General features: G+C 51.6%; 22 protein-coding genes, 1 tRNA gene and 1 pseudogene. 10 read left to right on the forward strand and 14 right to left on the reverse strand.

What is annotated here, in order from left to right; translation table 11 throughout:
- Positions 1 to 155 precede the first annotated feature (155 nt).
- On the forward strand, positions 156 to 1,520 hold the full coding sequence (murA, locus tag ACM1PF_RS01720) for a UDP-N-acetylglucosamine 1-carboxyvinyltransferase (RefSeq protein ID WP_416671850.1): 1,365 nt from the start codon (positions 156 to 158) through the stop codon (positions 1,518 to 1,520).
- A 121-nt stretch (positions 1,521 to 1,641) separates the two neighbouring features.
- Here murA and ACM1PF_RS01725 read toward each other — a convergent pair whose 3' ends face one another.
- Positions 1,642 to 2,196, reverse strand: a complete 555-nt coding sequence (locus ACM1PF_RS01725; protein ID WP_416671852.1) for a protoglobin domain-containing protein — start codon at positions 2,194 to 2,196, stop codon at positions 1,642 to 1,644.
- Positions 2,197 to 2,743: 547 nt separating this feature from the next.
- Here ACM1PF_RS01725 and ACM1PF_RS01730 point away from each other — a divergent pair.
- Positions 2,744 to 3,619: a M48 family metallopeptidase gene (locus ACM1PF_RS01730; RefSeq protein WP_416671853.1), complete on the forward strand. Its 876-nt coding sequence runs from the start codon at positions 2,744 to 2,746 to the stop codon at positions 3,617 to 3,619.
- Between the two features lie 79 nt (positions 3,620 to 3,698).
- A tRNA-Leu gene (locus ACM1PF_RS01735) sits at positions 3,699 to 3,780 on the forward strand.
- A 25-nt stretch (positions 3,781 to 3,805) separates the two neighbouring features.
- Here the strand turns inward: ACM1PF_RS01735 and ACM1PF_RS01740 are convergent.
- From ACM1PF_RS01740 to ACM1PF_RS01750, 3 genes are read right to left on the reverse strand one after another with little or no spacing between them, the layout of a single operon-like run.
- Positions 3,806 to 3,958, reverse strand: a complete 153-nt coding sequence (locus ACM1PF_RS01740; protein WP_416671854.1) for a hypothetical protein — start codon at positions 3,956 to 3,958, stop codon at positions 3,806 to 3,808.
- A 43-nt stretch (positions 3,959 to 4,001) separates the two neighbouring features.
- Complete coding sequence (locus ACM1PF_RS01745; RefSeq protein ID WP_416671856.1) at positions 4,002 to 4,442, reverse strand: 3'-5' exonuclease; 441 nt, start codon at positions 4,440 to 4,442, stop codon at positions 4,002 to 4,004.
- The gene (locus ACM1PF_RS01750; protein ID WP_416671857.1) at positions 4,424 to 6,499 is read right to left on the reverse strand and encodes a UvrD-helicase domain-containing protein; all 2,076 of its coding nucleotides are present in this window, start codon (positions 6,497 to 6,499) and stop codon (positions 4,424 to 4,426) included. The genes ACM1PF_RS01745 and ACM1PF_RS01750 overlap by 19 nt, the downstream gene beginning before the upstream one ends.
- A gap of 147 nt (positions 6,500 to 6,646) precedes the next feature.
- Here ACM1PF_RS01750 and ACM1PF_RS01755 point away from each other — a divergent pair, with 147 nt between their 5' ends.
- Positions 6,647 to 8,371 carry a glycosyltransferase family 39 protein gene (locus ACM1PF_RS01755; protein ID WP_416671859.1) on the forward strand — a complete coding sequence of 575 codons (1,725 nt, stop codon included), beginning with the start codon at positions 6,647 to 6,649 and terminating at the stop codon, positions 8,369 to 8,371.
- A 66-nt stretch (positions 8,372 to 8,437) separates the two neighbouring features.
- Here the strand turns inward: ACM1PF_RS01755 and ACM1PF_RS01760 are convergent, their stop codons facing one another.
- Entirely contained in the window at positions 8,438 to 8,611 is a 174-nt protein-coding gene (locus ACM1PF_RS01760; protein ID WP_416671860.1) for a hypothetical protein, read from the reverse strand.
- 359 nt (positions 8,612 to 8,970) lie between these two features.
- Here ACM1PF_RS01760 and ACM1PF_RS01765 point away from each other — a divergent pair.
- A pseudogene (locus ACM1PF_RS01765) lies at positions 8,971 to 11,003 on the forward strand (elongation factor G).
- Positions 11,004 to 11,144: 141 nt separating this feature from the next.
- Here the strand turns inward: ACM1PF_RS01765 and ACM1PF_RS01770 are convergent.
- The 5 genes from ACM1PF_RS01770 to ACM1PF_RS01790 all read right to left on the reverse strand — a co-directional run bounded on the left by ACM1PF_RS01770 (position 11,145) and on the right by ACM1PF_RS01790 (position 15,075).
- A complete protein-coding gene (locus ACM1PF_RS01770) occupies positions 11,145 to 12,635 on the reverse strand; it encodes a protein adenylyltransferase SelO (RefSeq protein WP_416671861.1) in 1,491 nt (496 codons plus the stop codon).
- Between the two features lie 250 nt (positions 12,636 to 12,885).
- On the reverse strand, positions 12,886 to 14,016 hold the full coding sequence (locus tag ACM1PF_RS01775; protein WP_416671862.1) for an amidohydrolase family protein: 1,131 nt from the start codon (positions 14,014 to 14,016) through the stop codon (positions 12,886 to 12,888).
- Between the two features lie 43 nt (positions 14,017 to 14,059).
- Positions 14,060 to 14,623, reverse strand: coding sequence for a dioxygenase family protein (locus ACM1PF_RS01780; protein ID WP_416671863.1), 564 nt, complete (start codon positions 14,621 to 14,623; stop codon positions 14,060 to 14,062).
- Positions 14,608 to 14,883, reverse strand: coding sequence for a DODA-type extradiol aromatic ring-opening family dioxygenase (locus tag ACM1PF_RS01785; protein ID WP_416671864.1), 276 nt, complete (start codon positions 14,881 to 14,883; stop codon positions 14,608 to 14,610). The genes ACM1PF_RS01780 and ACM1PF_RS01785 overlap by 16 nt, the downstream gene beginning before the upstream one ends.
- An 18-nt stretch (positions 14,884 to 14,901) precedes the next feature.
- The gene (locus tag ACM1PF_RS01790) at positions 14,902 to 15,075 is read right to left on the reverse strand and encodes a hypothetical protein (RefSeq protein ID WP_416671865.1); all 174 of its coding nucleotides are present in this window, start codon (positions 15,073 to 15,075) and stop codon (positions 14,902 to 14,904) included.
- A gap of 419 nt (positions 15,076 to 15,494) precedes the next feature.
- Between ACM1PF_RS01790 and ACM1PF_RS01795 the strand changes: the two genes are divergently transcribed.
- The 4 genes from ACM1PF_RS01795 (at position 15,495) to ACM1PF_RS01810 (ending at position 18,214) form a co-directional block, all read left to right on the forward strand.
- A complete protein-coding gene (locus tag ACM1PF_RS01795; protein ID WP_416671866.1) occupies positions 15,495 to 15,713 on the forward strand; it encodes a DUF2997 domain-containing protein in 219 nt (72 codons plus the stop codon).
- A 16-nt stretch (positions 15,714 to 15,729) separates the two neighbouring features.
- Positions 15,730 to 16,281 carry a molecular chaperone GrpE gene (locus tag ACM1PF_RS01800; RefSeq protein WP_416671867.1) on the forward strand — a complete coding sequence of 184 codons (552 nt, stop codon included), beginning with the start codon at positions 15,730 to 15,732 and terminating at the stop codon, positions 16,279 to 16,281.
- Between the two features lie 73 nt (positions 16,282 to 16,354).
- Positions 16,355 to 17,941 (forward strand): Hsp70 family protein, encoded by a 1,587-nt coding sequence (locus ACM1PF_RS01805; protein WP_416671869.1) that lies wholly within the window; start codon positions 16,355 to 16,357, stop codon positions 17,939 to 17,941.
- Between the two features lie 66 nt (positions 17,942 to 18,007).
- Complete coding sequence (locus ACM1PF_RS01810; protein ID WP_416671871.1) at positions 18,008 to 18,214, forward strand: hypothetical protein; 207 nt, start codon at positions 18,008 to 18,010, stop codon at positions 18,212 to 18,214.
- A 12-nt stretch (positions 18,215 to 18,226) separates the two neighbouring features.
- Here the strand turns inward: ACM1PF_RS01810 and ACM1PF_RS01815 are convergent, their stop codons facing one another.
- Complete coding sequence (locus ACM1PF_RS01815; protein WP_416671872.1) at positions 18,227 to 18,331, reverse strand: NAD synthetase; 105 nt, start codon at positions 18,329 to 18,331, stop codon at positions 18,227 to 18,229.
- A 686-nt stretch (positions 18,332 to 19,017) separates the two neighbouring features.
- On the opposite strand from ACM1PF_RS01815, the gene ACM1PF_RS01820 reads away from it, so the two are divergent.
- Positions 19,018 to 21,528 (forward strand): NB-ARC domain-containing protein, encoded by a 2,511-nt coding sequence (locus ACM1PF_RS01820; RefSeq protein ID WP_416671874.1) that lies wholly within the window; start codon positions 19,018 to 19,020, stop codon positions 21,526 to 21,528.
- 38 nt (positions 21,529 to 21,566) lie between these two features.
- On the opposite strand, the gene ACM1PF_RS01825 is transcribed toward ACM1PF_RS01820, so the two are convergent.
- The 3 genes from ACM1PF_RS01825 to ACM1PF_RS01835 form a co-directional block, all read right to left on the reverse strand.
- Complete coding sequence (locus ACM1PF_RS01825; protein WP_416671876.1) at positions 21,567 to 22,082, reverse strand: DUF1269 domain-containing protein; 516 nt, start codon at positions 22,080 to 22,082, stop codon at positions 21,567 to 21,569.
- 397 nt (positions 22,083 to 22,479) lie between these two features.
- Positions 22,480 to 22,842 (reverse strand): phage holin family protein, encoded by a 363-nt coding sequence (locus ACM1PF_RS01830; protein WP_416671878.1) that lies wholly within the window; start codon positions 22,840 to 22,842, stop codon positions 22,480 to 22,482.
- 61 nt (positions 22,843 to 22,903) lie between these two features.
- Positions 22,904 to 23,428: a hypothetical protein gene (locus ACM1PF_RS01835; RefSeq protein ID WP_416671880.1), complete on the reverse strand. Its 525-nt coding sequence runs from the start codon at positions 23,426 to 23,428 to the stop codon at positions 22,904 to 22,906.
- Between the last annotated feature and the right edge of the window lie 37 nt (positions 23,429 to 23,465).

Here is a 23,465-nt window from a genome sequence, read left to right on the forward strand (position 1 = left end):
GACTCTGTAATGCCCGGACGAAAAGACTGGACATTTTAAATCTTTCCGGTAGAATCAAAACCAAAATTTGCAATTTGCAACGCCAACTTGCAAACTCAATTTAGTCCACTACGTTATAAATTTTGGAGGGTAGAGCCATTACTCCCACTCTCAATGTGAAAAGCTCCCAGGCTTCCTCTGAGGAAGGCGAATCTGTTTTACAGATTTGGGGTAAGCATTCTCTGCAAGGGCAGGTTGAAATTAGCGGTGCAAAAAACTCCGCGCTGGTCATTATGGCTGGGGCACTGCTCTGTGCAGGGGACTGCCGCATCCGCAACGTTCCCTCCCTGGTAGATGTCTCCCGAATGGGCGAAATTCTGGCATCCCTGGGCGTGAAGCTAACTCGCAACGGTGACACGCTGGATGTAGATGCTCGTCATATTCGGCAATCCCAGGCTCCCTATGACTTGGTGAGCCAACTGCGGGCCAGTTTCTTCGTCATCGGCCCATTACTTGCTCGGTTGGGAGTGGCACGGGTGCCTCTACCGGGTGGTTGTGCGATCGGGGCGCGACCCGTTGATTTGCATGTTCGCGGTCTACAGGCCCTTGGAGCCGAAGTCCAGATTGAGCATGGCACGGTTCATGCTTACGTTCGGGGCGGCAAGCGACTCAAAGGTGCTCGGATTTATCTGGATGTGCCCAGCGTGGGCGCGACCGAAACTTTGATGATGGCAGCGACCCTGGCGGAAGGGGAAACCATCATTGAGAATGCGGCGCAGGAACCTGAAGTGGTGGATCTTGCCAACTTCTGCCGAGCCATGGGAGCCAAAATTCGCGGTGTCGGAACGAATACCCTGGTGATTTCTGGGGTTCCTAGCCTGCACTCTGCCGACTACTCCATCATCCCCGATCGCATTGAAGCCGGAACCTTTCTGGTGGCCGGAGCCATCACGCAATCGGAAATTAGTCTCACCCCTGTGATTCCAGATCATCTGACCGCAGTAATTGCCAAACTACGGAGCATCGGCGTTCAGATTGTTTCAGAAGCCCCCAATCGGTTGCGCGTTGTCCCTGGCGGACATCACCGAGCAGTAGATATTAAAACATTGCCCTATCCAGGTTTTCCTACGGATATGCAAGCCCAGTTTATGGCTTTGCTCACCCTGGCAGACGGCAATAGTGTAATCACAGAAACCCTGTTTGAGAATCGTTTACGGCACGTCGCTGAACTCACCCGCATGGGAGCCAACATTCGGGTAAAAGGCAATATCGCTATCGTCCAGGGAGTTCCGCTCTTATCCGGAGCACCTGTATTGGCGACCGATCTGAGAGCCTCGGCCGCCCTGGTACTGGCAGGATTAGCTGCTGATGGAATGACTACCGTTCAAGGACTCCATCACCTCGATCGCGGGTACGAAAACCTGGAAGGCAAGCTCAAAACCCTGGGAGCCAAGCTTCAGCGTGTCAACCTGGAAACCGACCCTGTCGTCCCATCTAAGGGGGAAGCGATCGAGGTTGAGCCTGCTGTGGGGGTGGAGTAAGATTTGAGGACTGAGGCAGGAGTAGGGTTAGATTGCCCCACCATCGAGATCCAACGCTGATCACCCCTCAGTTGCCGTTGAATCTCGATCGTCCCTTTCCCTATTCCGCCCCCCTGATGCCTTACATCGTTCCTGCTCCCGTAGCAATCAACCGTTTGAACAGTCCCTCTGACCATCCGGTTTCTCGCAGAACGGCAGCAGAACTCACTTCTACATAGGCTTGCTCAATGAAGGCCAGGTCAATCATGCAAATTCGTCCCAGAGCATCCTGGAGAGCCTGCTCCTTGCCTTCTGCCCGCAGGCGGTTGCCCACTTCTTGAACCACAGTCGCCATCGCTGGAACAACGTGCTGAGGGCCGATGCCAATCTGGACATGCACCAGACCAATGCGCCAGCGGCGATCGGCGTATGCTTTGTCCCAGTTATCCATCCCAGTAAACATTTCATGGAACCACTGGATGAAGGTTTCCCGCAGGCGATGCATCCGCCCTTCTTTGGCAGTGAGAATGTTGCTCATCTCTGGATCGCGGTCGAGGTAAGCGTAGAAATGATCGGCCATCTCTGAGGCGATCGTCTGTCCCCAATCGGCGTAGGATAGCAATAATTGTTTATCGTCGTTGGTAAAGCCCGATCGATGTTCCAGTGTTTTCAAAAACTCATGGGGATCTAAAGCCATCTTTATACTCCTGAAATGTGTCGAGAACCTTTGATTCGGCGTAACAATTGATTTGGCGTAGCAATTGATTTGGCGTAACAATTGAGGTGGTAAAACTGGGAGACGAACAGCCTGCCAGGATGTTAACAGATGAGAACACACGAGAACATACGAGAACAGGTGAGAACCTGGTTGACTGACAAAACTTCTTAGTCAAGACCCTGAAAGCCCTCACCCTAGCCCTCTCCCGAGGGGAGAGGGAACTGGAAAAGTGAATCGCTCCCCTCTCCCAGGGGGCGAGGGGTTGGGGGTGAGGGCACACAACTTTTGTCAGTCAATTCAAGGTGAGAACACACGGGAATTAATAGCCTCAGTCAGACTTACGAGGGTGCAGGACAGCAATCCGCGTGGTTCGTGCAGAGTTCAGGACAAGACTCTTTAAAGCTTGGATGAAGGAATCGGGGAGCCGCGAAGGGATGATCGTTCCCATCAGTCGGGCTATTCCTCGCTACAATGAGCATGAAATGGTTGTTTGCGCAGTTTGGTTCCCAGCGCGTCACAAATTCTTATGGCTTATTCCAAAACGACCTTGATTGGTCTGAAATCTGATCATTTTCGTCATCCCCTGGATTTAGAAGCGACGAAAGCACTCAAGCAAATTCCGGCTCTGGATTTAGTAATTCGATCGCTCCTGGGTGGTGTAGCAGAGCAAGTTTTTTACCTGGACAATATTGCCTCTAGCGTTTTAGTCAGCGAGCAGCAGCTTCCCCACATTCATAAGCTGTTGATCGAGGCCTGCAACATTCTGGATCTGGAGCCACCCCAGCTTTACGTGCGGCAGAACCCGGTGCCGAATGCTTATACCTTTGCCATGCGAGGTAAACAGCCGTTCATTGTGATCCACACATCGCTGATGGAACTACTCACCCCCGAAGAAATTCAGGCGGTGATTGCCCATGAGCTGGGGCATCTCAAGTGTGAGCATAGTGTCTACCTCACCCTGGCAAACATCGTCGTTCTGGCGGCAGGACAACTGACTCCCTTGGGCGGGTTGCTGGCCCAGAGCTTACAGACCCAGATTCTTCAGTGGATTCGCTGTGCTGAGTTTACCTGCGATCGAGCGGCCTTATTGGTGGCTCAGGATCCCAGAGTGGTGGCTTCGGTCTTGATGAAATTATCCGGCGGTTCTCCCTCCCTGGCTCCTCACCTGAACCTGGATGCGTTCCTGGCTCAGGCCCGTTCCTATGAGGAACACAGCATGGATGACCTGGGTAAAATGCTGCGGCAAATTCAGACGGAACAGTTAACCCATCCAGTTCCAGTCCTGCGAGCCAGGGAAATCGATCGCTGGGCCAGCACTCAAGATTATCAATCCCTGTTGGCCGGGCAGTTGATGCAGCGTAAAGACGAAGATCAATTTAAGGGTGGCTGGCGAAACTGGTAGGTATGCCCCACTCAAATTTGCATGATCCAGTTCTGTCACAAAGGCAATTGATGCACTATAATGGTGAAGCTGCATCCAAGGGCGGATGGCGAAATTGGTAGACGCACCACACTCAAAATGTGGCGACTTCGGTCATGTCGGTTCGAGTCCGACTCTGCCCATGATTTAACTCATCAGGTTCAACGTTCAGCGATCGTTCCGGAGCGATTGTGGAAACTGATGCACCATTGCGCGTAACGCTGGACAGGGCGATCGATCGTCGAGATTTTCCGGCTTACTCCAGGTGAAGGGAGCTTTTTGAGCCGCCGACATCCATAGGAGCCGTTTGGCGCGGGTCATGGCCACATAGAGCAGCCGATATTCTTCAGCGGTTTTCAGCGTCTCAGCTCGGTTCCAGGCAGAAAGGGCATCGGGAACCGGATATTCTCCATGAATGCTGGCCCGAATCTGGCCGGCCGACCTCCGAGAGGGTAAAGTCTCCCAGAAATTGTGCCTGGGGTAGCACCCGCAAGCTGCCTGGAATCAGGTGATCATGCAAAAACGGAATGAAGACATAATCCCAGTCCAACCCCTTGGCCTTGTGCATCGTGATAATTGTGAGCTGATGCGATCGGACATAGCGAGATTCCAGATTTTCAGTTTCAACGGGTTCAAATCGCTCCGATCGCACAATTTCACTCAGGGCATCCAGCACCCCGGCCATGGACTGATTGCCGAAGGTCTGTTGCACGATTCGCTCAGACAGCTTATCAGCCGTTGCCAGTTCCGCCTGTTCATACTGCAAGGTCATCGCCAGGAAGGGAATTAGCTGAAACTGAGGCAATTCCGATCGGCCCGGAGGAGGCTGGTGCAGTAGCGTCGAGCCCGGCTCACCGGTTCAGACTGAGGTGGATCGAGGGGACTGGGGTAGAGAAACTGTTCCGGCAAACTGACGATCGCATTCAGATCCTGGGTGGGTATCAGTTGGCGATCGACCATGACCTGTAGCGCCGATTTTAAATACTCAGGAGAATGGGGCCGATTTAAAAATTGCAGCAACGCCAAAATTTCCGCCGGAATATGAGAATGGCGATCGCGCTCTCCCACGTCATAGATCGAAATGCCCAGTTCCTTCAGATTGACCTCAAGGTGATACTGTTCCGGGTTTTGCAACAACTCCGCCAAAAACCGTCCCTGCCGATTCTCCCGCACCAACACTGCCGCCCGGCGATCGGGATGTCGAATCAGCAAATCCGCCACTCGCTGCCCAACTAAATTCACCGTTTGATACACATCCGGTGGAAACCGAATTTCCAGGCCATATCCCTCCGGCTCCGGGTTGGCATCCGGTTGCGGATCGGTAGGAGGAACGGGGTGGATGTGTTGGGGGCGGAAGGGGAGGGAGGACTGAGGACTGAGGACTGAGGACTGAGGACTGAGGACTGAGGACTGAGGACTGAGGAGTGTTCGCGGAGCGTGGGCGTAGCCCTTGGAGTGGGGACTGTTTGCGGAGCGTGGGCGTAGCTCTTGGAGTGAGGAGTGAGGTTGCTGTGCTTGCCCAGAGGCATGGTCGGCTCCCGACTCCTGACTTCCCACTCCCGACTCCCGACTCCCCACTCCCCCATACCGCTGATTCACCCAATCCAACATAAAGTTAGCGGCATTGGTGATAATGAGGCTGCTGCGGCCGGCCTGATCCATTTCAGCCAGATTGCCCGTTAGGGCGCACTGTTCGCAGAATTCTCGGAAGAAGACTGGATCAGCCGGGGTGAAGGTGGAGTTGATTGCCTGATTGGGATCGCCGACGCGGATCAGGTTGAGGGGATGGGCGGGATCGGTGGGGTGGGCTGCCAGAATTTCCAGGAGCCGAGTTTGCAGGGGGGAAGAATCTTGAGCTTCATCTTCAAAGACGGCAAAGGTTTGGAATTGCCAGATTTGGCGAACGCCAGGATTTTCTAATACTCGCAGGGCCGCCAGGATCATATCGTCATAGTCAATGAAGCCCCGATTTTGCAGAAGAAGCTGATAGCGTTCGTACAGTCCAGCGGCGATCGTCAGCACGTCATAATCTTCCACTTCAGCCACACTGCGGGTGACGTTTTGGCTGAGATCATACAAATCCGCAGGCATTAACCCGGAACTTTTAGCCTCGTGGATAGCGGTGTAGGCCAGATCGGGTAACACTTCCGTTCGCAGAACCGACTGTCGCCGCAGTCGCTCGGTTTCTTCTCCGTCAAACTGTCGTCCCTGGAGCAATTGCTGATAGGCAAAGGGATTCGCTGAAATCCACTGTTCCACCGCCGATCGCACTAACCGATTGCTTTGGTTGGGGGAAACCAGCGTTAACCGACTCAAATCCAGCTTCGATAGTTCAGGATGGCGAGTGGCAATGTTCAACGCTAATCCATGCAGGGTGTAAACCATGAAGCCCTGGGAAGCGATGGAAAGCTCCTGGAGATACTGACGAACTTTGGTTTTGAGGTTGGCAACGGCGGAGCGGGTGAAGGTGACGAGGATGAGTTGTCCGGGGGGAGTGGGGAGTGAGGAGTGAGGAGTGAGGAGTCGGGAGTCGGGAGTCGGGAGTTCTCCTACGGAGACGCTCCGCGAACGGGAGTCGGGAGTGGAGATGTTCTCGGTTGTTGAGGCTTGGTTTTCGATTTCTACTTCCCTATTCCCCATTCCCCATTCCCCACTCCCCTCCTGACGCAAGTACCGTTTGGCGAGGAGGATGGCGGCGGCGATCGCCATGCCTGTAGATTTACCAGAACCAGGAACGGCGGATACAGCCAGCGATCCACCCTGCCAGTCGGCCATGCGCTGTTGTCCAGGACGCAGGCGATCGTACAGGCGTTGTAAGATCGATTCTCGTTGGGTAGAAAGGGGATCGAGGTGAGTGGTCATGGCTGGCGATCGGGTGGCTTACTTGGGGAGCGAGGATGAGGGAATTGTCAAATGCGGGCAAAAGTGGGTGAGTGGGTGAGTGGGTGAGTACGTCAGTCCTATCTATTACATTGTCGGTTAATCTTTTTGATTCGGTGGCGTTAATTTGTGGCTCAGTTGAAACGATCGAGTTTGCATTATGCGGTTTTGGTGGCCATCCTGCTGGTGGGATTGGGGCTACGGTTCTGGCAGTTGGATGCTAAACCGCTGTGGTTGGATGAAGTGATTTCAGCTCTGTTTAGCACGGGGCATCGGTATGCTGATGTGCCTTTGCAGGTATTTTTTCCCTTATCTCAACTCGATCGCCTGTTTACGGTTCAGTCTGGGGTCAGTTGTGCTCAGATCGCTCAGCGGGTGGCAACGGATTCCGTTCATCCTCCAGTGTTCTTTTGTTTACTGTATGCCTGGATGGAAGCGTTGCAGCCCTGGACAGCGAACTGGGTCTGGGTGTTGCGATCGCTGCCGGCCCTGTTTGGAGTTCTGGGAATCGTTGCGCTTTACGGACTCAATCGGGTTGCATTTTCGCCCCAGGCTGGACTTGTAGGGGCCGCATTGATGGCTGTCTCTCCCTTTGCTGTCTATCTTGCCCAGGAAGCTCGACACTATACCCTGCCGATGCTGCTGATTACCCTGGCCCTGCTGGGACTGGTGCAAATTCAGCAAGATCTTTTGACGGTCAATCGGTTTCGGCCCTGGGTTTGGTTTGGCTGGAGTGCGGTCAATATCCTGGGTTTGTATACCCACTACTTCTGCGCTATCGCTCTGGTGGCTCAGTTGCTTGCCCTGCTGGGCTGGATTCTGCTGCAACGCCGCAAATTAACCGGGCAACAATGGGGGGCGATCGCTCTAGCCGTTGGATTGATTGTTTTGTGCTATCTGCCCTGGCTGCCCACCTTTCTGGAACATTTCAGCCGCCCTGAAACCGACTGGCTGATTCCCTACCGCATCACCTGGCAACGACGACTGGCTCCGCTCTACCAGACGATCGTGAACTGGATCCTGATGGTGATTGCCCTCCCTGTAGAAAACCAGCCCGATCGTGTGGTGATTCCCCTTGCCCTGCTCATGCTCGGCTTCAGCATCTGGTTCATCTGGCAGGTGAGAAAAGGCTGCCGCTACCTCTGGCAATTGCCCACTCACCGTCCCGCCATCCAACTCCTGAGCGGCTTCATCCTCGGTGTCTTGCTGCAATTTTTTGCGATCGTCTATCTCCTCAACAAAGATCTCACCCTCGTTCCCCGCTACAACTTCATCATTTATCCAGCGATCTGTGCGTTATTGGGAGCAAGCTTAAGTGCCACTCCCTCTATAGGCGAACGCAATTCGCCCCTACGCCCTATCCTCCTCGCAAGCCTCCTCAGCAGCCTCTTTGTCGTCAATGGTTTAGTTTTCCTCAAGTCCTACTCTCCCGATCGCGTGGCAGCCCAAATGGCCTTTGAACCGGAAAAATCCCTGATTACCGTAATGAGCTATGAGTCGTTACAGGAGGTAGCTTTGGGACTCAGCTTTGCCCTGGAGTTGAAAAAGCTGTATCCGCCTGAAACGATCGATGCTCAGGTGCAGTATGGATTTTTCGATCGCTCAGAAAATTATGGGGAGGTCTGGCGATCGCTTCGAGAGTTAGAGCAACCTTTATCGATGCCGTTGAATCTGTGGGTGGTGGCATCCCCCGGAATGCGAACCGATGATTACCCGGATCAGCTCCGCGTTCAGGATCCGAATGCGGTTCGACGGGCCCTCTGTCCAGTTGATCCAGCAGAGTTCTACCGAATTGGGTTTCCCTATCAGTTGTTTCGGTGTGAGTCACAGAGGGGAGTGAGGAGTGAGGAGTGAGGAGCAAACCGTAGCGCAGGCATCTTGCCTGCCTATGATCAACACCAGCGATTAAGGGATCTGCAATCAAATGGCATCCCAATCTTTGAAGAAATCTGCTGTAAGGGCGCACAGCAGTGTGCCCCTACGAGGTGCGTTATTTTGCTGCATATCCCTAACCCGATCGATACCAATCAAGCCGATCAAACCGATCGCACAGATATTTCGATAAACATCCCGATCTGGAAACGCTAGAAACATAAGAAACATATCTCAACACTTGCCAACATAGGGACGCATTTTCTTTTACAGATTGTAACCAGTTAAAGATTCCTAACTCTGATCTCCGTTCAGGTTATGGACAGGTTAATCTAATACCATGCAGTAGAGATCATTGAATTGCAAACCTAAAATCTCGAACTAAAGCATCAGCATTTTTCCTTAAGCGATCGGCTTGACTCAACCTCTACAAAACTGTTTCACTCCCCTTTAGTTTCGCCTTCAACGGCTGGTTGCTTAACTTCAAAACGCTGATATATCAATGCATTTCATGATCAGCAGTTAGGGTTTACTGCCGCAAGTTGCTGTTGATTTCTTCTAATGAAGAAAAGGATGTTGTTATGAGTGAAAAAGCTTTCTCTGGCTCACGAAATGTGGCGATCGTGGGTTCCTACCTCAGTGGTAAAACAACGGTTCTGGAGAGTTTATTGTTTGTCAGTGGAGCAATAACTCGCAAGGGCAGGGTAGTGGATGGAAATAGCGTGGGTGATGCGTCTCCTGAAGCCCGCGATCGCCAGATGAGTGTGGAAGTGAATGCCGCTAGTACTGAGTATGGCGGCATTTGTTTTACGTTTTTAGATTGTCCCGGGTCGGTAGAATTTTCCCAGGAAACCTGTAATGCCTTAATGGGGGTTGATGCTGCGATCATTGTTTGTGAACCCGATGTCGATCGCGTCCTTACCCTGGCTCCGCTGTTTCAGTTTTTGGATAGCTGGGAAATTCCCCATCTGATTTTTATTAACAAGATGGATCGGGTCCGCTCTCAATTTGCTGATATTTTGCACGCCCTCAAGGAAGTTTCCAGTCGTCCGCTGGTGCCGCATCAATACCCGATCTGGCAAGGCGAAACCCTGACGGGCTTTATTGATTTAATCACTGAGCAGGCTTATCAATACCATCCGGGCGCACCCGCCGACCCCATCCCCCTGCCGGATTCATTGAAGGAACAAGAACACGCTGCCCGTGCTGAAATGCTAGAAACCCTGGCAGATTTTGATGATCATTTGCTAGAGGAACTGCTGGAAGATATTGACCCACCCCAGGAAGAAATTCTGCAAGACCTGAAGCTGGAATTAGGGGCAGATTTGATTGTGCCCGTTTTGATTGGCATTGCAGAACAGGAGTTTGGCATTCGTCCGCTATTGGAAGCCCTACTGCGAGAAGCTCCCGAACCCTTTGAGACCGCCCAACGTCGGGGATTGTCGGCAGAGGATGAAACGCCGATCGCCCAGGTGTTGAAAACCTACGCCACACCCCAGGGCGGCAAACTGACCCTGGTACGAGTTTGGCAGGGCACATTGACCGATGGTATGTCCCTGAATGGCGTGCGTGTTGGCGGGATTTATCAACTCCAGGGACAGCAACAGCAAAGCCTGAATGAAGCTGCCGCAGGATCGATCGTCGCCTTGGGACGGATGGAGGGGATTCAAACGGGAGAAACCCTCAGTACCGATGGGGAACTCGCTGATCTGTTGCCGAAAGCTGAACGTCAGGCCCCGTCTATGCCCTGGCTATTATGCCAGAGAAGCGTAGTGATGAGGTGAAGTTGAGCAGTGCCCTGAACAAACTGCTGGAAGAAGATCCGTCTCTCGTTTGGGAACAGCATGGCGATACCCACGAAGTGATTCTTTGGGGACAGGGTGAGATTCATCTACAAGTCGCCCTCGATCGCCTGCGTCGTAAGTATGGCTTACCAATGACGACCCATGTACCGCAAGTTCCCTATAAAGAAACCGTTCGGCGATCGGCGAACAATATTCACGGACGCTACAAGCGGCAAACGGGGGGGCACGGTCAATTTGGTGATGTGTATATTGACATCCAGCCCTTACCGCGCGGAGAAGGCTTTAACTTCAAAGAGACGATCGTGGGTGGAGTCGTGCCCAAACAGTACATTCCCGGTGTGGAAATGGGCGTGCGGGAGTCACTGACTCACGGGCCGTTGGGCTTCCCGGTAGTGGATGTAGCGGTAACGCTGACCAATGGTTCCTATCACTCGGTGGATAGCTCTGAACAAGCCTTCAAACAGGCCGCCCGGATTGCAATGCAGGAAGGGATGATGAAATGCCAGCCCAGCTTGCTGGAACCGATTTTGTCGGTCACGATTTCGGTGCCCAATACCTTTACCTCCAACGTGCTGCGCCTGATCAGCGGTCGTCGTGGGCAAATTTTGGGCTATGAAGCAAAGTCTGGCTGGAACGGTTGGGATGATGTCCAGGCGTATTTACCGCAAGCAGAAATGCAGGACATGATTGTGGAATTGCGATCGCTGACCTTAGGAGTCGGAACCTTCCAGTGGCAGTTTGATCACCTCCAGGAAGTTCCAGACAAGATCATGGAGCGTGTCCTGGCTAAGGCGGATAACGGCAAGTAGAATCAGTCCTCTTGGGTGGGCATCTTGCCCGCCCATCCAGAAAACCGATCGCCTCTACTCTTGTGGGGTGGGCAGCGTTTCGACTGAGCTTTCGACCTGATCTCAAGCCGAAGTCTTGCCCGCCCATTCAACCAGGCAGAATCATGCTTGTATTTCAACCGATCGCCAAATTCGCTCCAGTAACTCATAAAACGGTTGCCAGTTGTCTTCTTGGGTAATGGGTTCCCAGACCGCTTCAATTTCGGGACGCAGGATGACAGTGATTGGATTGTGTTGACGCAACCGCCGCTCGATCGCCTCCATTTCCTCAACGGGTAGGCTATTGAGAACCTGATGGTAGAATTCCCGCCAGTGATTGAGCAGATGATTGACCGCATCTGTTTTTTCTGGGGGAGCCTCATTCATCGCTTGATTGAAAATTAAAGTTGCATCTTCTCGCCAGGTGTGATCGAACTGTTGCCGCAGGGCCATGAAGAAATCGTGATAGCCGACCTTCGTTTCCCACAATAGTTGAAGGGTGCGCCGCAACAACTCATCCCCTACGTCAATGGACACCTGATCAAAGCTGATTTCAAATCCCAACTTACGCAGCATACGCTCTCGGTAAGTAGTTTGAAACTGTCGATCGAATTCCGCTAAAGCCGCTTCCATTTCAAACGGATCAATTAGCCCCTTCAGCGGGACTTGCAGCTTTTGTAAATTCCACAGACAGGCGATCGGTTGATTGGCATAGGCATACCGTCCGGAATAGTCAAAGTATGCAGCTGTGAACTTCGGATCATATTGCTCCATGAAGGCATAGGGCCCGTAATCAAAACTTTCCCCCGTGATGGACATATTATCGGTATTGAGAACGGCATGGCAAAAGCCAACAGACATCCATTGCGCCGTTAGATCAGCCGTACGCTGCACCAATTCACGATAAAACTGAAGATAGGCATCCTGCTGATTCAAGAGATGAGGATAGTAATACGTAACGACATGATCCAACAACTTTTGAATCAAATCCTTGCGGCTGATGTAGTGCAAACGTTCAAAGGTACCAAAGCGAATATGCGATCGAGAAAAGCGCACCATGACCGACGATCGGGTCGGGGACGGTTCATCTCCGCGCCATAGGGATTCACCCGTTTCAACTAAGCTCAAACAGCGTGAGGTTCGCACCCCCAGACGGTACAGCATTTCCGCTGCCAGCACTTCCCGGACTCCCCCTTTGAGGGTTAATCGACCATCGGCTCCCCTAGAGTAGGGCGTTCTCCCTGATCCCTTCGTACCAAAGTCGTACAGTTCCCCGTCAATACCGCGCACCTGACCATAGAGAAATCCCCGGCCATCGCCCAGAAAAGGATTATACTCACCAAACTGATACCCGTGATAGCGCATCGCCAGGAGCGGCTGCCGGTTCTGAAATTGCCCAAATACCGCAATGAAATCAGCATCCGTTACCGTCTGAGCATCTAACCCGAGCGTCTGCAACACTTCATCATTGCGAAACCGGAGCATATGACGCGGAAACTCAGCGGCTGCCACTGTATCGTAATAATCATCGCCCAACTGTTCAAAGGCAGGCTCAAAGTTCAACGCGAGGAATGGATTGAGATCATTGAGGCGATCAGTTGGCTGTGGAAACATGGGATTGGCGCGAGGGTTTTAGGAGTAATCAGCACTCCTGCCAGGTTATCATTTTCGTTTCCGCTCCTTCAGCCATCTCCCTCGCTCGCAGGTGAGATATCCCTGAGAATCTACCCCAGAAAGTACAAAAGGGAGAGCCGTTTGGCAACTCTCCCAACCATCAGGGTGCATCTACTTAACATAGTATGCCACATCAGGGGTGAGGGGTGTCACCCCCTATTCGATTTTTTTTACAAAAAAACTCTTTTCTTTAAGGATCGGCTCCGGTTTGATAGAGCATCTGGGCATTTTGGTGAAGAATAGATCGGGCGATCGCCTCTGCCTCTTGGTTTGTTATATCGCCATCCTGAACAGATTGCATGAGGGTTTGCCCCAATATTTCTCGCCCATATTTAGCCCCCAGGTAATAAAGTTCTGGGATCAGATGGGCATCCGATGAATACATCACTTTACTGGTGGGGCTAAGTTCCAGCAGCATTTCCAGGGTTCGCCGCATCCCCGCCACACTGAGAAAAGGGACGGCTAGCCCAGTATCAAGATACACCTGAGAATAAACTGAAGCCAGATAACCCGCCTCCTGCGTAAAGGGATAGGCAGCATGGAGCAGGACGATCGGTGCTTGATGATAGCTGGGATTCTCTAACAGAGGCCGCAAATGCAGCGGATTCGCCAGCCGCAAATCCAGATCAGGATCGCCAAACCCAGTGTGAAACTGCACTGGAAGCTGATACCGCGCTGCGATCGTCAGGGCTTCGTGAACGAGAAAGTCAATCAAAGGCTTGTCGGACAGGCGAAACGGTTGATCCCCGCCATAATAATCCTTTAGGGCATAAAATCGATCGGCTGCAACTTCCATGGGTATGGATTGAATATCCAACCCCGTTCGGTAAGCCGCCACGCTCTTAAAACCAATCACCCCAGCAGGCGGTGGATCCAGTTCACTGCGAAACCACTCTAAAAAAATCTCAAAGCGATTCACCTGCGGGATCATTTGTTCGGCCAGCCATTCCAGCCGCAGAAGACGATACACGGGTACAAACTGCCGATGCCACTCCAACGGCAGAATCGTGTCTGGTAAAAATCCATCATCCAAATAAATTGCTTTCAGGTTGGCAGCCCCAAAGCAACGCTGGGTCAAAGTTTCGATCCCCAACTCGGTTCGCCGCGCCAAAATCGCTTCCTCCGTGGGATCACACTCCAGCAGTTGAGCAATCTCCCGCAAACTTCGGTAGTAGAATAGCGTCGATCGCGCATGGTGGTTCACAATCCCTGCCGCATACCCTTCTGTAAACGCTGCTGTGTAGGGCGTATGGCTCATCACATCAGACCGCACCAGGTTATGGGCGTGTTGGTCGATCGCGGCAATGGCGGAAAGATCCATTGGAAAGTCAGGAAGGAGGAGTGGAGAATAGGGAGGGGCAAGATTATTCTAGGGCGTAAGCTGCCATACTCAGGACTCCGTAGGTGAAGCTGGCATGAAGTTGAGTCCCCCTGGGGGTTGAACCAGCAGCTCCCAGGGCAACAAATAAGGGGAGTAGGTGTTCTTCAGTGGGATGGTTTTGCTGAGCGTAGGGGGCAAGATGGCGGTAGTCCAATAAGGCATCGATATTGATTAAGCCTTGCAGATTGGTGTTATGACTGATATCCGAACTTGTCTTCGGAGGAGCGATCGTTTCGGCAATCCATTGATCAAACGCTACAGCCCAATCTACAGGTTCCGCATCCAGTTCGTGTTGACCAAATGCTTGCAGGTTATGAGTAATCGCTCCGCTCGCCAGAATCACTACCCCTTCCTGCCGCAGGGGAGCCAGTGCCCGTCCTAGCTGCAAATGATGGGTTGGCCCCTGATGAGGCTGAATCGAAAGCTGGGTGACAGGAATATTGGCTTCCGGATACATCAGCATCAACGGTTCCCATGCGCCATGATCCAATCCCCGATCGGGAACAATCCTACCCTCTAGCCCAGCATTAACTACTCGTTTGACCACCTGCTCCGCCAAGGCGGGGGCCCCGGAGCGGCATAGGTCATCTGATACAGCTCAGGTGGAAATCCCCGAAAGTCGTGAATTGTTTCGGGACGGGGGGCTGCACTCACCGTGGGAACTTTTGTACCCCAGTGAGCCGAGATCACCAAAATCGCGGTCGGTTTTTCCAGAGAAGATCCCAACTGCTTCAAAAAGTCGATCGCCCTATGGGAATAGAGCGGTAAGGCGGGAGAACCGTGGGAAATGAAGATCGCGGGGTTCATATAGATTAGATTCTATAGTTAAGGGTTTGAAGGGTCGCCAGTCGGAGCCAACCAGTTCAGCGTTTGGAGATGAACCACCTCCAACTGGTTGACCACTAAACTGTTGAGTACTGCGCTCAGTTGTTCCGCAGGCAACATCGTTGACCACGTAGCCAGCACAAATACACTTGCTAAAACCAGACGTTTGAACATCGGCACCCCCTTCACTTCATCTTTGTCCTTAAAAATTCTCTAATGTCAGAGTTAGATTGGTTGTCGCTGCTTTCAATACCTACTCACGAGTTCGCTTTGCGTAGCGAGGAAAGCGATAAAAGAAATTGCTCCAATATCTGTACAAATAGTAACAAATTATTTGTTTGAATGCAAACAGTTTGACCAAAAATATTCTGTTGGACGTTAATCCGAAAGGATTGAGCGGGAAGGATAGAGGGTGGAATAGGGGGTGAAAGACGAAAAGGCGTTGCCCACGGTACCTAATATTTAAGAGTATTTAAAAAGAGTCGGGTTAAAGCAACTGGAATTTTTAGGGGTGGATATCTGAGCCAATCGATCAACCCAGTCGAACAATTGAACAACAATTGAGAACATCATTGTCCCAGGGAGAAGTCAATATGACGGAATATCAGCGAATTGAGTACCGCATTGGTAAAGATGGCACGGTGACTGAAACGGTACTGAGTGCATCAGCCGATCGCTGCCTGGAGGCAACAGCCGGTATTGAACAAGCGTTAGGTCGAGTCGAGACACGAGAACAATTACAGCCCGATTCTGAAGATGGAGAAGTGGAAGAAATAGCGGCCCGACAAACAATCGGAGAGTCAGGATTCTAAGGCAGGGAGCGTGCAGATGAATGGACTATGGGGACATGGGTTGACTGAAATGGTGCTGGATTTAGGGGCCATTAGCTTTGTTTTGGCGTTGGTCAGCCGCAGCCGTCGATCCCTCCATCCTTCGACGGAGGTTGACCTCGTAAACCAAAATTCGATCCAACAACCTTCGATCGCCGACCTGCAAAACCAATGTCGTCTCCTCCAGGTAGAACTCCACCAGCAGCAAGAACAGCTCAAAACGGACTTCCGCGATACCACCTTTGAGCTATTACAACCCCTCCTCACCAGCCTCCCCACCCTTCGTCAGCTGATCAAAGTCAAACCTGATCTACCTGCCCATCATCTGATTGCCCTGCTGGCTCCCCTGGCTCACTGGCTTCAGGACTGGGGCATCGAAACGATCGGCACACCCTGGGAGCAAGTCCCCTACGATCCCCAACTGCATCAAGCCGATGCCGACAACTATATTCCCGGAGAACCCATCTACATCCGTTTCGTCGGCTACCGCACCCCCACCCAAATCCTTCATCCTGCCCAAATTAGCCGCACCCTCCCCCCATTCACCTAGCAATTCACGAAGCTCCCCACTCCCCACTTCCCACTTCCCACTCCCCACTCCCCACTCCCCACTTCCCACTCCCATGACCATCACCTCGATCGACTTTGGCACCAGCAACACCCTGGTTAGTATCCTGGAACCCGCCACTCAAACTCCCAAAACGCTGCGCTTTCCAGGAATTTCGCGGGTGTTTAAGATGGTCAATCCTCAAGGAGAGGGGATAGAAATTCCCGTTGTCCCTTCCATCGCCTTTGCTCCATCTCCTGGGGAATGGCTCGTCGGGCAGCAGGTTCGATCGCAGCGACTGGGATTTGCGCAACCCGATCGCCTATTCAAAACCTTTAAGCGCGACTTGGTCGCAGACTTTCAACCACCATCCCGCCAGATTGATGGCTACTCCTACAGTACCGAAACCGTTTCTGAGCAATTTCTACGCACTATTTGGCAGGCGGTTTTACAGCAAGTGCAGCCCTCCCAGGTGATCTTTACCGTTCCAGTTGGGGCCTTTGAGCGATATCTGGACTGGTTTCGGGAAACTGCGGATCGCCTGGGAATTACCCATGCCCAATTCATTGATGAATCAACAGCCGCAGCCTTGGGATATGCGGTGCAGCGTCCCGGATCGCTGGTGTTGGTGATCGACTTTGGGGGAGGCACCCTCGACCTGAGTTTGGTGCGAACCACTGCGATCAGCGGTCATACTGGCGGTCATGCTACGGTGCAGCAGGCAGAGGTTTTGGCGAAAGCAGATGCCTACATTGGCGGAGAGGACATCGATGGCTGGATCGTTGAAGATTATTTGCAGACGATCGGCTTGTCGCGGGAAAAGCTGGGAGAAACTGGATGGCAAACGCTACTGGGTCTAGCAGAACGGTTGAAAATTCGCCTTTCCCAGGCCACTGAAGCCAAAGAAAGCTGGCTGGATGAATCGACTTTTACCGCCCATGAATGGCACCTCACTCGATCGCAGTTCGATCAACTGCTGGAATCTCGGCAATTTCTGGAACAGCTCCGGCAGTCCCTCGACGATCTGCTTGCCATTGCCCTCAGCAAAGGGATCGGCAAAGGTGATATTGCTCAAGTTTTACTCGTCGGTGGTAGTTGTCTGATTCCGGCCGTTCAGCAGCTCATTCTTTCCTACTTTGGCCGGCAGAAGGTGCGGCTTAACAAACCCTTTGAGGCGGTCGTGCATGGAGCTTTGTCCCTGCATCAGCTTCGTGGGATTCAGGATTATCTGCATCACAGCTATGCGATTCGGGTTTGGGAACCCTTTACAAAGACATACTCCTACCTTCGATTGTTTGAAAAGGGCACAGCCTATCCCTGTAAACGTCCCGATCGCCTGACGTTGCAAGCCGCCATTGATGGACAAACTGAAATTCGCCTGGATGTTGGGGAAGTGGCGGATATCACCCATGCTGAAGTTCTGTACGATGCCCAGGGCCGTATGACCAGCACCACCCTCCATCAAAATGAGTCCTATCGATCGCTGAATGCTAGCCACGAGACGGTTTGCATGGCAAAGCTGGATCCCCCTGGACAGGTGGGAATCGATCGCATATCGGTGGAATTCGAGGTGAATGATCAGCGTCTGTTGTTGGCTACCGTTTGGGATTTACTCACCCAAGCTACGTTGGTAGAACGAACCGCAATTGCTAAACTGCAATAGAAACGTAAAAATTTGTAACAACCCGTCGCTCATCATAACAACCCGATTGCAGGACTACGAATAGCTATGAATAGTAAAGACTTAGCTCAATACATCGAAGCCACCAATGGCACATTCAAACCCTGGCTATTGACCCAACTTCGATTGAAAAAGCTGGAAGAAGAGCGTGATACCCTTGCTCCCGGAGAATATGAACGCGCCCTGGCTGATATTCACCATGACCTGATGAACCTGGGCGAATGGTGGGTTGGCAAGGAAAATGAAGTATTTTAGTTTTTGCCCAACTCACTTAATGGCAGAAATGCCCTTAAACAGCATCACCATCCCTCCTAGCAAGATGGCGATCGCCAATCCGCCCACCAACCAATCCATCCAAGCTGCCGTTTCCATACCCCTCATCACCCCTAATGGACAATCAATAACTTGCCCTCTATTATCCCCCCATCGGCACCCGGCTCGCAGATTCCCCCATCCTGCCCCTGACCCCGCAGGAAAAACCCAACTAGACCAAGCCAGTGATCAAGGGATCAATCGTTCCTTTGCTTGAGGGATGCTGCGGTAGGATCCAGGTGGCGTTCATGGAACTGGTTCCAGCAGGGGGCTTTGCTTGGATGAACCTATTCACTACCGCAGCGGGCAACGTTTTAACCAATCTGTATAGCTGATCTGGCTGATCTGATTGGCTGACTTAGTTAAGCCAGGCTTTGAAAAACCTCGATAAAAGAAAAAAGCACTCGAAACTTAATGGTTACTGCCTGGCTCTGCTTTAAAAATTTAAATAACCCAATAGGCTACTAATCACTCAGCCGTTCACCCAATTCATTAAACTTTAGAGGGACTGATGTATTGCACTGCGTTCCTAACGCTGCTACAAATATTTGAAAAATCGTATTTGGAAAATCCAGAGATCAAGTGCCTGTACTCACCTAATCTCTGGAAAGCTTGACGAGAGTAGTTTTTAGCTTGTTGTTCGTCCGCTGATGACACCAGCATAGTCCGTCTATGTCAGTGGTGGCACCTAACAACTGTTAGGACTTTGTGTTAACAAATGTAAAATTGCGGATCGAAGCCTCATCATGCCGTTGTCTCACTCCGCAGAAACACCCTTTTCAGGTGTCGAGCGACTCTGGGATCTACCTCGGCTCTATGCCGACTTAGCAACGATTAAGCAGCGTAACCTGACTTCAACTGAGCAAACCTGCCTTCAGGGATTACTATGGGGAGCCGCCCCGAATCGGATTGCCGAAGTGTTGCACCGGCAGCCCCAAGGTTTACGAGTGGATTTGTCAAGGGGACTATATCGATATATCGCTAGCTTAACCCAGCAATCCGTAAAAAATTGGCGAGACGTTCCAGTAATGTTGGAGCGATCGGGCTATCGCTTGTCCCGGCTATCTGAGGCAGAGGAGCGATCCGTTCCACCTCAGCCTTTTGATTCCAACCGAGTCAGGGATTCCAACTCCCCAGGCGATCGAGGGTTAGAGCGACTGTCTGAACTGGGTTCATCTCCTGGCGATCGACCAGAGCCTGCCCAGGGAGAGACACCTCAGTTCCAGTTAACCCTGCAAAATTTGCCGATTCAAGATTTTACAATTCTCATTGGGCGGGAGCCAGAATTTCATCAACTGCTGGAAATGCTCTCCTACAGCAATCCCATTCACTGCATTAGTGTGGAAGGAATGGGTGGGATGGGCAAAACAACGCTGGTGCTGGCAGCCGCGCATTACTGCCTTCAGCTATCTCAGCAATCATCTACTCACCCTCAACCCTCAAACCAGCCAGATCCCAAACTGCCTAAACCCGTTTTTGATGCTTTCATTTTTGCCTCTGCCAAACAGCAACGCCTGACTCCCCACGGGATTTTGCCTCGATTAACTCCCGATCGCACCTTGTCAGACTTGTTTCAAACCATTGCTCGCGTTTTTCGGCAACCGGATCTGCTGCTCACCGATCGAACGGAACAAATCGATCGAATTCGGGATTTACTCTCCCGGCAGCGTACCCTGTTGATTGTTGATAATTTAGAAGCTGTAGAAGATTATTCCAACATCCTGGCGTTTTTGTATGACCTGCCTGCAACGGTGAAGTGCTTGATCACCAGTCGGCAGCAAACCCCCTTTCAAACCCTGCGCCTGGAACCCCTGCCTGAACCAGAGGGAATTCAACTAATTCAGCACCACGTACAAACTAAGCAAGTGTCACTGAATACCACAGAGTCCCAAACGCTCTATGCCTGCACCAACGGTATTCCCGCTGCGATCGTCTATGCCGTTGGTCAACTTGCCGCTGGCTATCCGCTAAAAAACGTGCCCGATCGCTTAGTCACCAGCCAGGGGGATTATGTTCGCTTTTACTTTGAAAGTACGGTAGTCAGGCTGCGAGGAAGTACTGCCCATCGCTTGCTGATGGCTCTGTCCCTGTTTAGCCAGTCTGCCACGGAAGCTGCGATCGCCGAAGTGGCTGATAGTCCAGACTTGCAGCACACCCTGGATGGGCTGGCCCAACTGCAACAACTTTCCCTGGTCAAGCACCATCAGGAACGCTACTGGATGCTCTCCCTAACCAAAGAACTGGCCCACGGTGAACTGGTTGCCCGTTCCGAGTTTGAGCAGGCAGCGCGGGAACGTTGGATGAATTGGTATCTTGGTTTTGCCGAACTTCATGGCGGCAAAGATTGGAAAGAATGGCATGATTACAGCTTGCTGGAGCCGGAATGGGAAAACCTGCATGAGGCGATCGAATGGTGTATTGCTAAAAACCGTTATGAAGCAGTGCGGCAATTTTGGCAAGCGATTCGCTGCTATACCCATGCGCAGGGCTATCGGGGCAATCGGTTGTCCTATTGGGATACCCGCCTGGATTGGGCAGATTGGTTAGTTCAAGCCGCCGAACAGCAACAGGATTGGGCAACCCTGCTGGAAGTGATGCTCGATCGCGGCTGGACGCTCACCCTTTTGGGACAACCTAAACAGTTGAAGCAGGCGCATAGTGTGTATGCCCGAATTTGGCGGCTGCGGCATCATAGCGATCTGAATTTTCAAGTCAACTTAACCATTCACATGGCGGTCTTGCAGATTGAACGACAGCAGTTTGATTCAGCAAGACGCTGGTTGAAACGCACAAAAACTTTGTTAAATACAGTGCAACTGGATCAACCCACCCTGCAACGGCAATGGTTACAGGTACATTACTATGAAGGCAAAATCGCGTACAAAGTCAAAGACTACGATCGCGCCAGTGACTCTTTTCAGCAGGTACTTCAACCCGCCCAGATGCTGAACTGGCAACGAGCCTTTTTTCTAGCAAAAAACTGGTTGGCAGACATCGCAATCCAGCAGGATGAACTGACCGAAGCCCAGCAGTTACTGAATGAAGGCTTGCAGGTTGCAGAAGCCAATCAGGATGAATGCCGAGCTGCTTTCTGTAAACGATCGCTAGCCCGTTTAGAAGAAGCCCGTGGCAACTGGGCGATTGCGCTGCACTGGGCCACCGAAGCGAAACAAAGTTTTGAGCAACTCGGCATGATACCAGATGTGCGGGAAACGGAGGAGGTTTTAGCCAGAATCAGGCAGAACCAGGTCAGGTAGAACGACCTCAAACCAGCAAACCTCCCTTAAAACACCGCTTAGGCAGGATTGACAGACTGAGCGGCAATCCCACGGTTATTCAACACTTCTTGCAACTGAGTCTCCTGATCTTTGCTCAGGGAAGTTCGCAATACCGTTCCACCATAGGGCGCGATTTCATCTAAAACTTTATCAGGCGTGACCTTACGAACCAGGACAAACAGGGCTGAGGTGCCGGGCTCAAAGGTTTGACCCAGATCCTTCATAAACTTGTCTTCCACTCCAAGGTCCGTCAAAGCTCCACTGATACCTCCGGCAGCCGCACCCACAGCAGCTCCTAAAAGGGGATTGAGGAACAAAGTTCCAATCAGTAATCCCCAGAAGCCGCCACTGGTTGCACCAGCAGCCGTTAAGTCAACGGCTTGCTTCAACTTGACCTTTCCTTCAGCATCTTTAACCACCACAGCCGCATCTTCCAGTTCAATCAAATGCTCTTTCTGAAGCTTGACTAACGCCAGTCTCACTTCCTCAGCCTTGTAGGCATCATCATAAGCAATTGCAATGAGATCCGCCATTGAATGTCTCCTGTAATCGAAGTTCACATAGCTTTATTAAACTGACTCACCTATCATGCCTGACAACCGACTTGCGGATGAGTTTTGCTCAATACATCCACTAGCACGGCTATCAGGGTGACATGAGAGATACAAACCAACGCAGGTTGAAGGGGATCGGAGCCTGTCTTGCTGAACGTGATCAAATATGGAGGGTGAACTTTAGTAAATAAACTTGTAACGGTCAGGAAAATGAATGAAATAACCTGTTTTTTTGATGGGATAGCATCTTACCCACCCAGTCAACGGAGCAGAATGAGGATACAGGTTATTGAATCCGCGATCCTTAAGGTTTCTAACAGCTAGAGGGATAATGTTCTATGGGACGCTTTGATGCGCCATTCCAGGAACATAGATTCTAGACAGCAACCAAACCAACCGATCGCAGAATTGTAATCAAAATCGAATTAATAATGCTGAGGGCGATCGCGCCAATAATGGCACTACCAATTCCCCAGCGGAGCCGGAACCCTTGAATCAGCCAGGCTGTTAATCCAAACACGATAATGCTACCAATCAGGGGAATTAAACCCAGGCTGACGATGGTAGTTGTGGCTCTGAACCAGTCCGGGAACAAGCCCCAGATGCCGTTAAAGGCTCCAATGATCCCACCAGCAATCAGGGCAATTACTGGATTGTCCACATCTATGCCAAGGGGCAATTTGGAAATAATCAGCAAGCTAATCGCTAACACGACTATGGAAATTAAAAATCCAACCATTGATGTATTTACCTGAACACAACAACTAGGAATGTATCAGGGGTCAGGGGACTGGCAAGATCTACGCCTTAAAATCCAACGCTTTTTCTATCTTTCTCAGCGTAGAAGCTTCTGCATCGCTGATCCCAACGCCAAACAAGCCCTTCTCTCTGACCGCTTCTGCAACCTGCTGAGCGATCGATAGCAGCCAGGTTTTGAGTTCAGCAGCCTGGGCCGTGGGCACTTTCTGATCCAGAATCGTGCTGATCTGATTGAAATGCGTCAGGGCATTTTGGAGTCCCTCTGCCGCATTTTTCAAACTCTGAATCTGCTGTAGCATCTGCATGTGTTTTTTGATCAGCAATTCATCGCCTTGCAAGGGGTCTTGCTGATCGATCGCATTTAAGGCTTCCACCACCGCTCGAATCAGGTCATTCCTAATATCTTCGCGCTGTTGTTCGGCTGCCAAAATCTGGATCCCTGCCTGGGACTCCTTGAGGAAGGAAACTGGATCCGTCTTGTCGGCTAACGTTAAAGCCACAATGGCTTGCATTGGAGCCTGGAGCAGCATGAGCCACTCCTCCTCGGAAAAGTAAGTTTGTATCATCGTAAATACTTGATTTGCGTGAAAGTGGGCTGCAAAC

The organism is Egbenema bharatensis FJBBOT/2019, from assembly GCF_048077055.1.
Lineage (GTDB): Bacteria > Cyanobacteriota > Cyanobacteriia > Elainellales > Elainellaceae > Egbenema > Egbenema bharatensis.

What these genes read in the sequence shown, in the direction of transcription:
- ACM1PF_RS01805 (WP_416671869.1), top strand. Translation starts at nt 16,355, where the DNA reads ATGACCATCACCTCGATCGACTTTGGCACCAGCAACACCCTGGTTAGT.
- ACM1PF_RS01790 (WP_416671865.1), bottom strand. Translation starts at nt 15,075, where the DNA reads ATGTTCAAACGTCTGGTTTTAGCAAGTGTATTTGTGCTGGCTACGTGG.
- ACM1PF_RS01750 (WP_416671857.1), bottom strand. Translation starts at nt 6,499, where the DNA reads ATGACCACTCACCTCGATCCCCTTTCTACCCAACGAGAATCGATCTTA.
- ACM1PF_RS01795 (WP_416671866.1), top strand. Translation starts at nt 15,495, where the DNA reads ATGACGGAATATCAGCGAATTGAGTACCGCATTGGTAAAGATGGCACG.
- ACM1PF_RS01825 (WP_416671876.1), bottom strand. Translation starts at nt 22,082, where the DNA reads ATGGCGGATCTCATTGCAATTGCTTATGATGATGCCTACAAGGCTGAG.
- ACM1PF_RS01785 (WP_416671864.1), bottom strand. Translation starts at nt 14,883, where the DNA reads ATGAACCCCGCGATCTTCATTTCCCACGGTTCTCCCGCCTTACCGCTC.
- ACM1PF_RS01775 (WP_416671862.1), bottom strand. Translation starts at nt 14,016, where the DNA reads ATGGATCTTTCCGCCATTGCCGCGATCGACCAACACGCCCATAACCTG.
- ACM1PF_RS01770 (WP_416671861.1), bottom strand. Translation starts at nt 12,635, where the DNA reads ATGTTTCCACAGCCAACTGATCGCCTCAATGATCTCAATCCATTCCTC.
- ACM1PF_RS01830 (WP_416671878.1), bottom strand. Translation starts at nt 22,842, where the DNA reads ATGGTTGGATTTTTAATTTCCATAGTCGTGTTAGCGATTAGCTTGCTG.
- ACM1PF_RS01725 (WP_416671852.1), bottom strand. Translation starts at nt 2,196, where the DNA reads ATGGCTTTAGATCCCCATGAGTTTTTGAAAACACTGGAACATCGATCG.
- ACM1PF_RS01815 (WP_416671872.1), bottom strand. Translation starts at nt 18,331, where the DNA reads ATGGAAACGGCAGCTTGGATGGATTGGTTGGTGGGCGGATTGGCGATC.
- ACM1PF_RS01835 (WP_416671880.1), bottom strand. Translation starts at nt 23,428, where the DNA reads ATGATACAAACTTACTTTTCCGAGGAGGAGTGGCTCATGCTGCTCCAG.
- ACM1PF_RS01740 (WP_416671854.1), bottom strand. Translation starts at nt 3,958, where the DNA reads ATGACCCGCGCCAAACGGCTCCTATGGATGTCGGCGGCTCAAAAAGCT.
- ACM1PF_RS01760 (WP_416671860.1), bottom strand. Translation starts at nt 8,611, where the DNA reads ATGTTTCTAGCGTTTCCAGATCGGGATGTTTATCGAAATATCTGTGCG.
- ACM1PF_RS01820 (WP_416671874.1), top strand. Translation starts at nt 19,018, where the DNA reads ATGCCGTTGTCTCACTCCGCAGAAACACCCTTTTCAGGTGTCGAGCGA.
- ACM1PF_RS01730 (WP_416671853.1), top strand. Translation starts at nt 2,744, where the DNA reads ATGGCTTATTCCAAAACGACCTTGATTGGTCTGAAATCTGATCATTTT.
- ACM1PF_RS01810 (WP_416671871.1), top strand. Translation starts at nt 18,008, where the DNA reads ATGAATAGTAAAGACTTAGCTCAATACATCGAAGCCACCAATGGCACA.
- ACM1PF_RS01800 (WP_416671867.1), top strand. Translation starts at nt 15,730, where the DNA reads ATGAATGGACTATGGGGACATGGGTTGACTGAAATGGTGCTGGATTTA.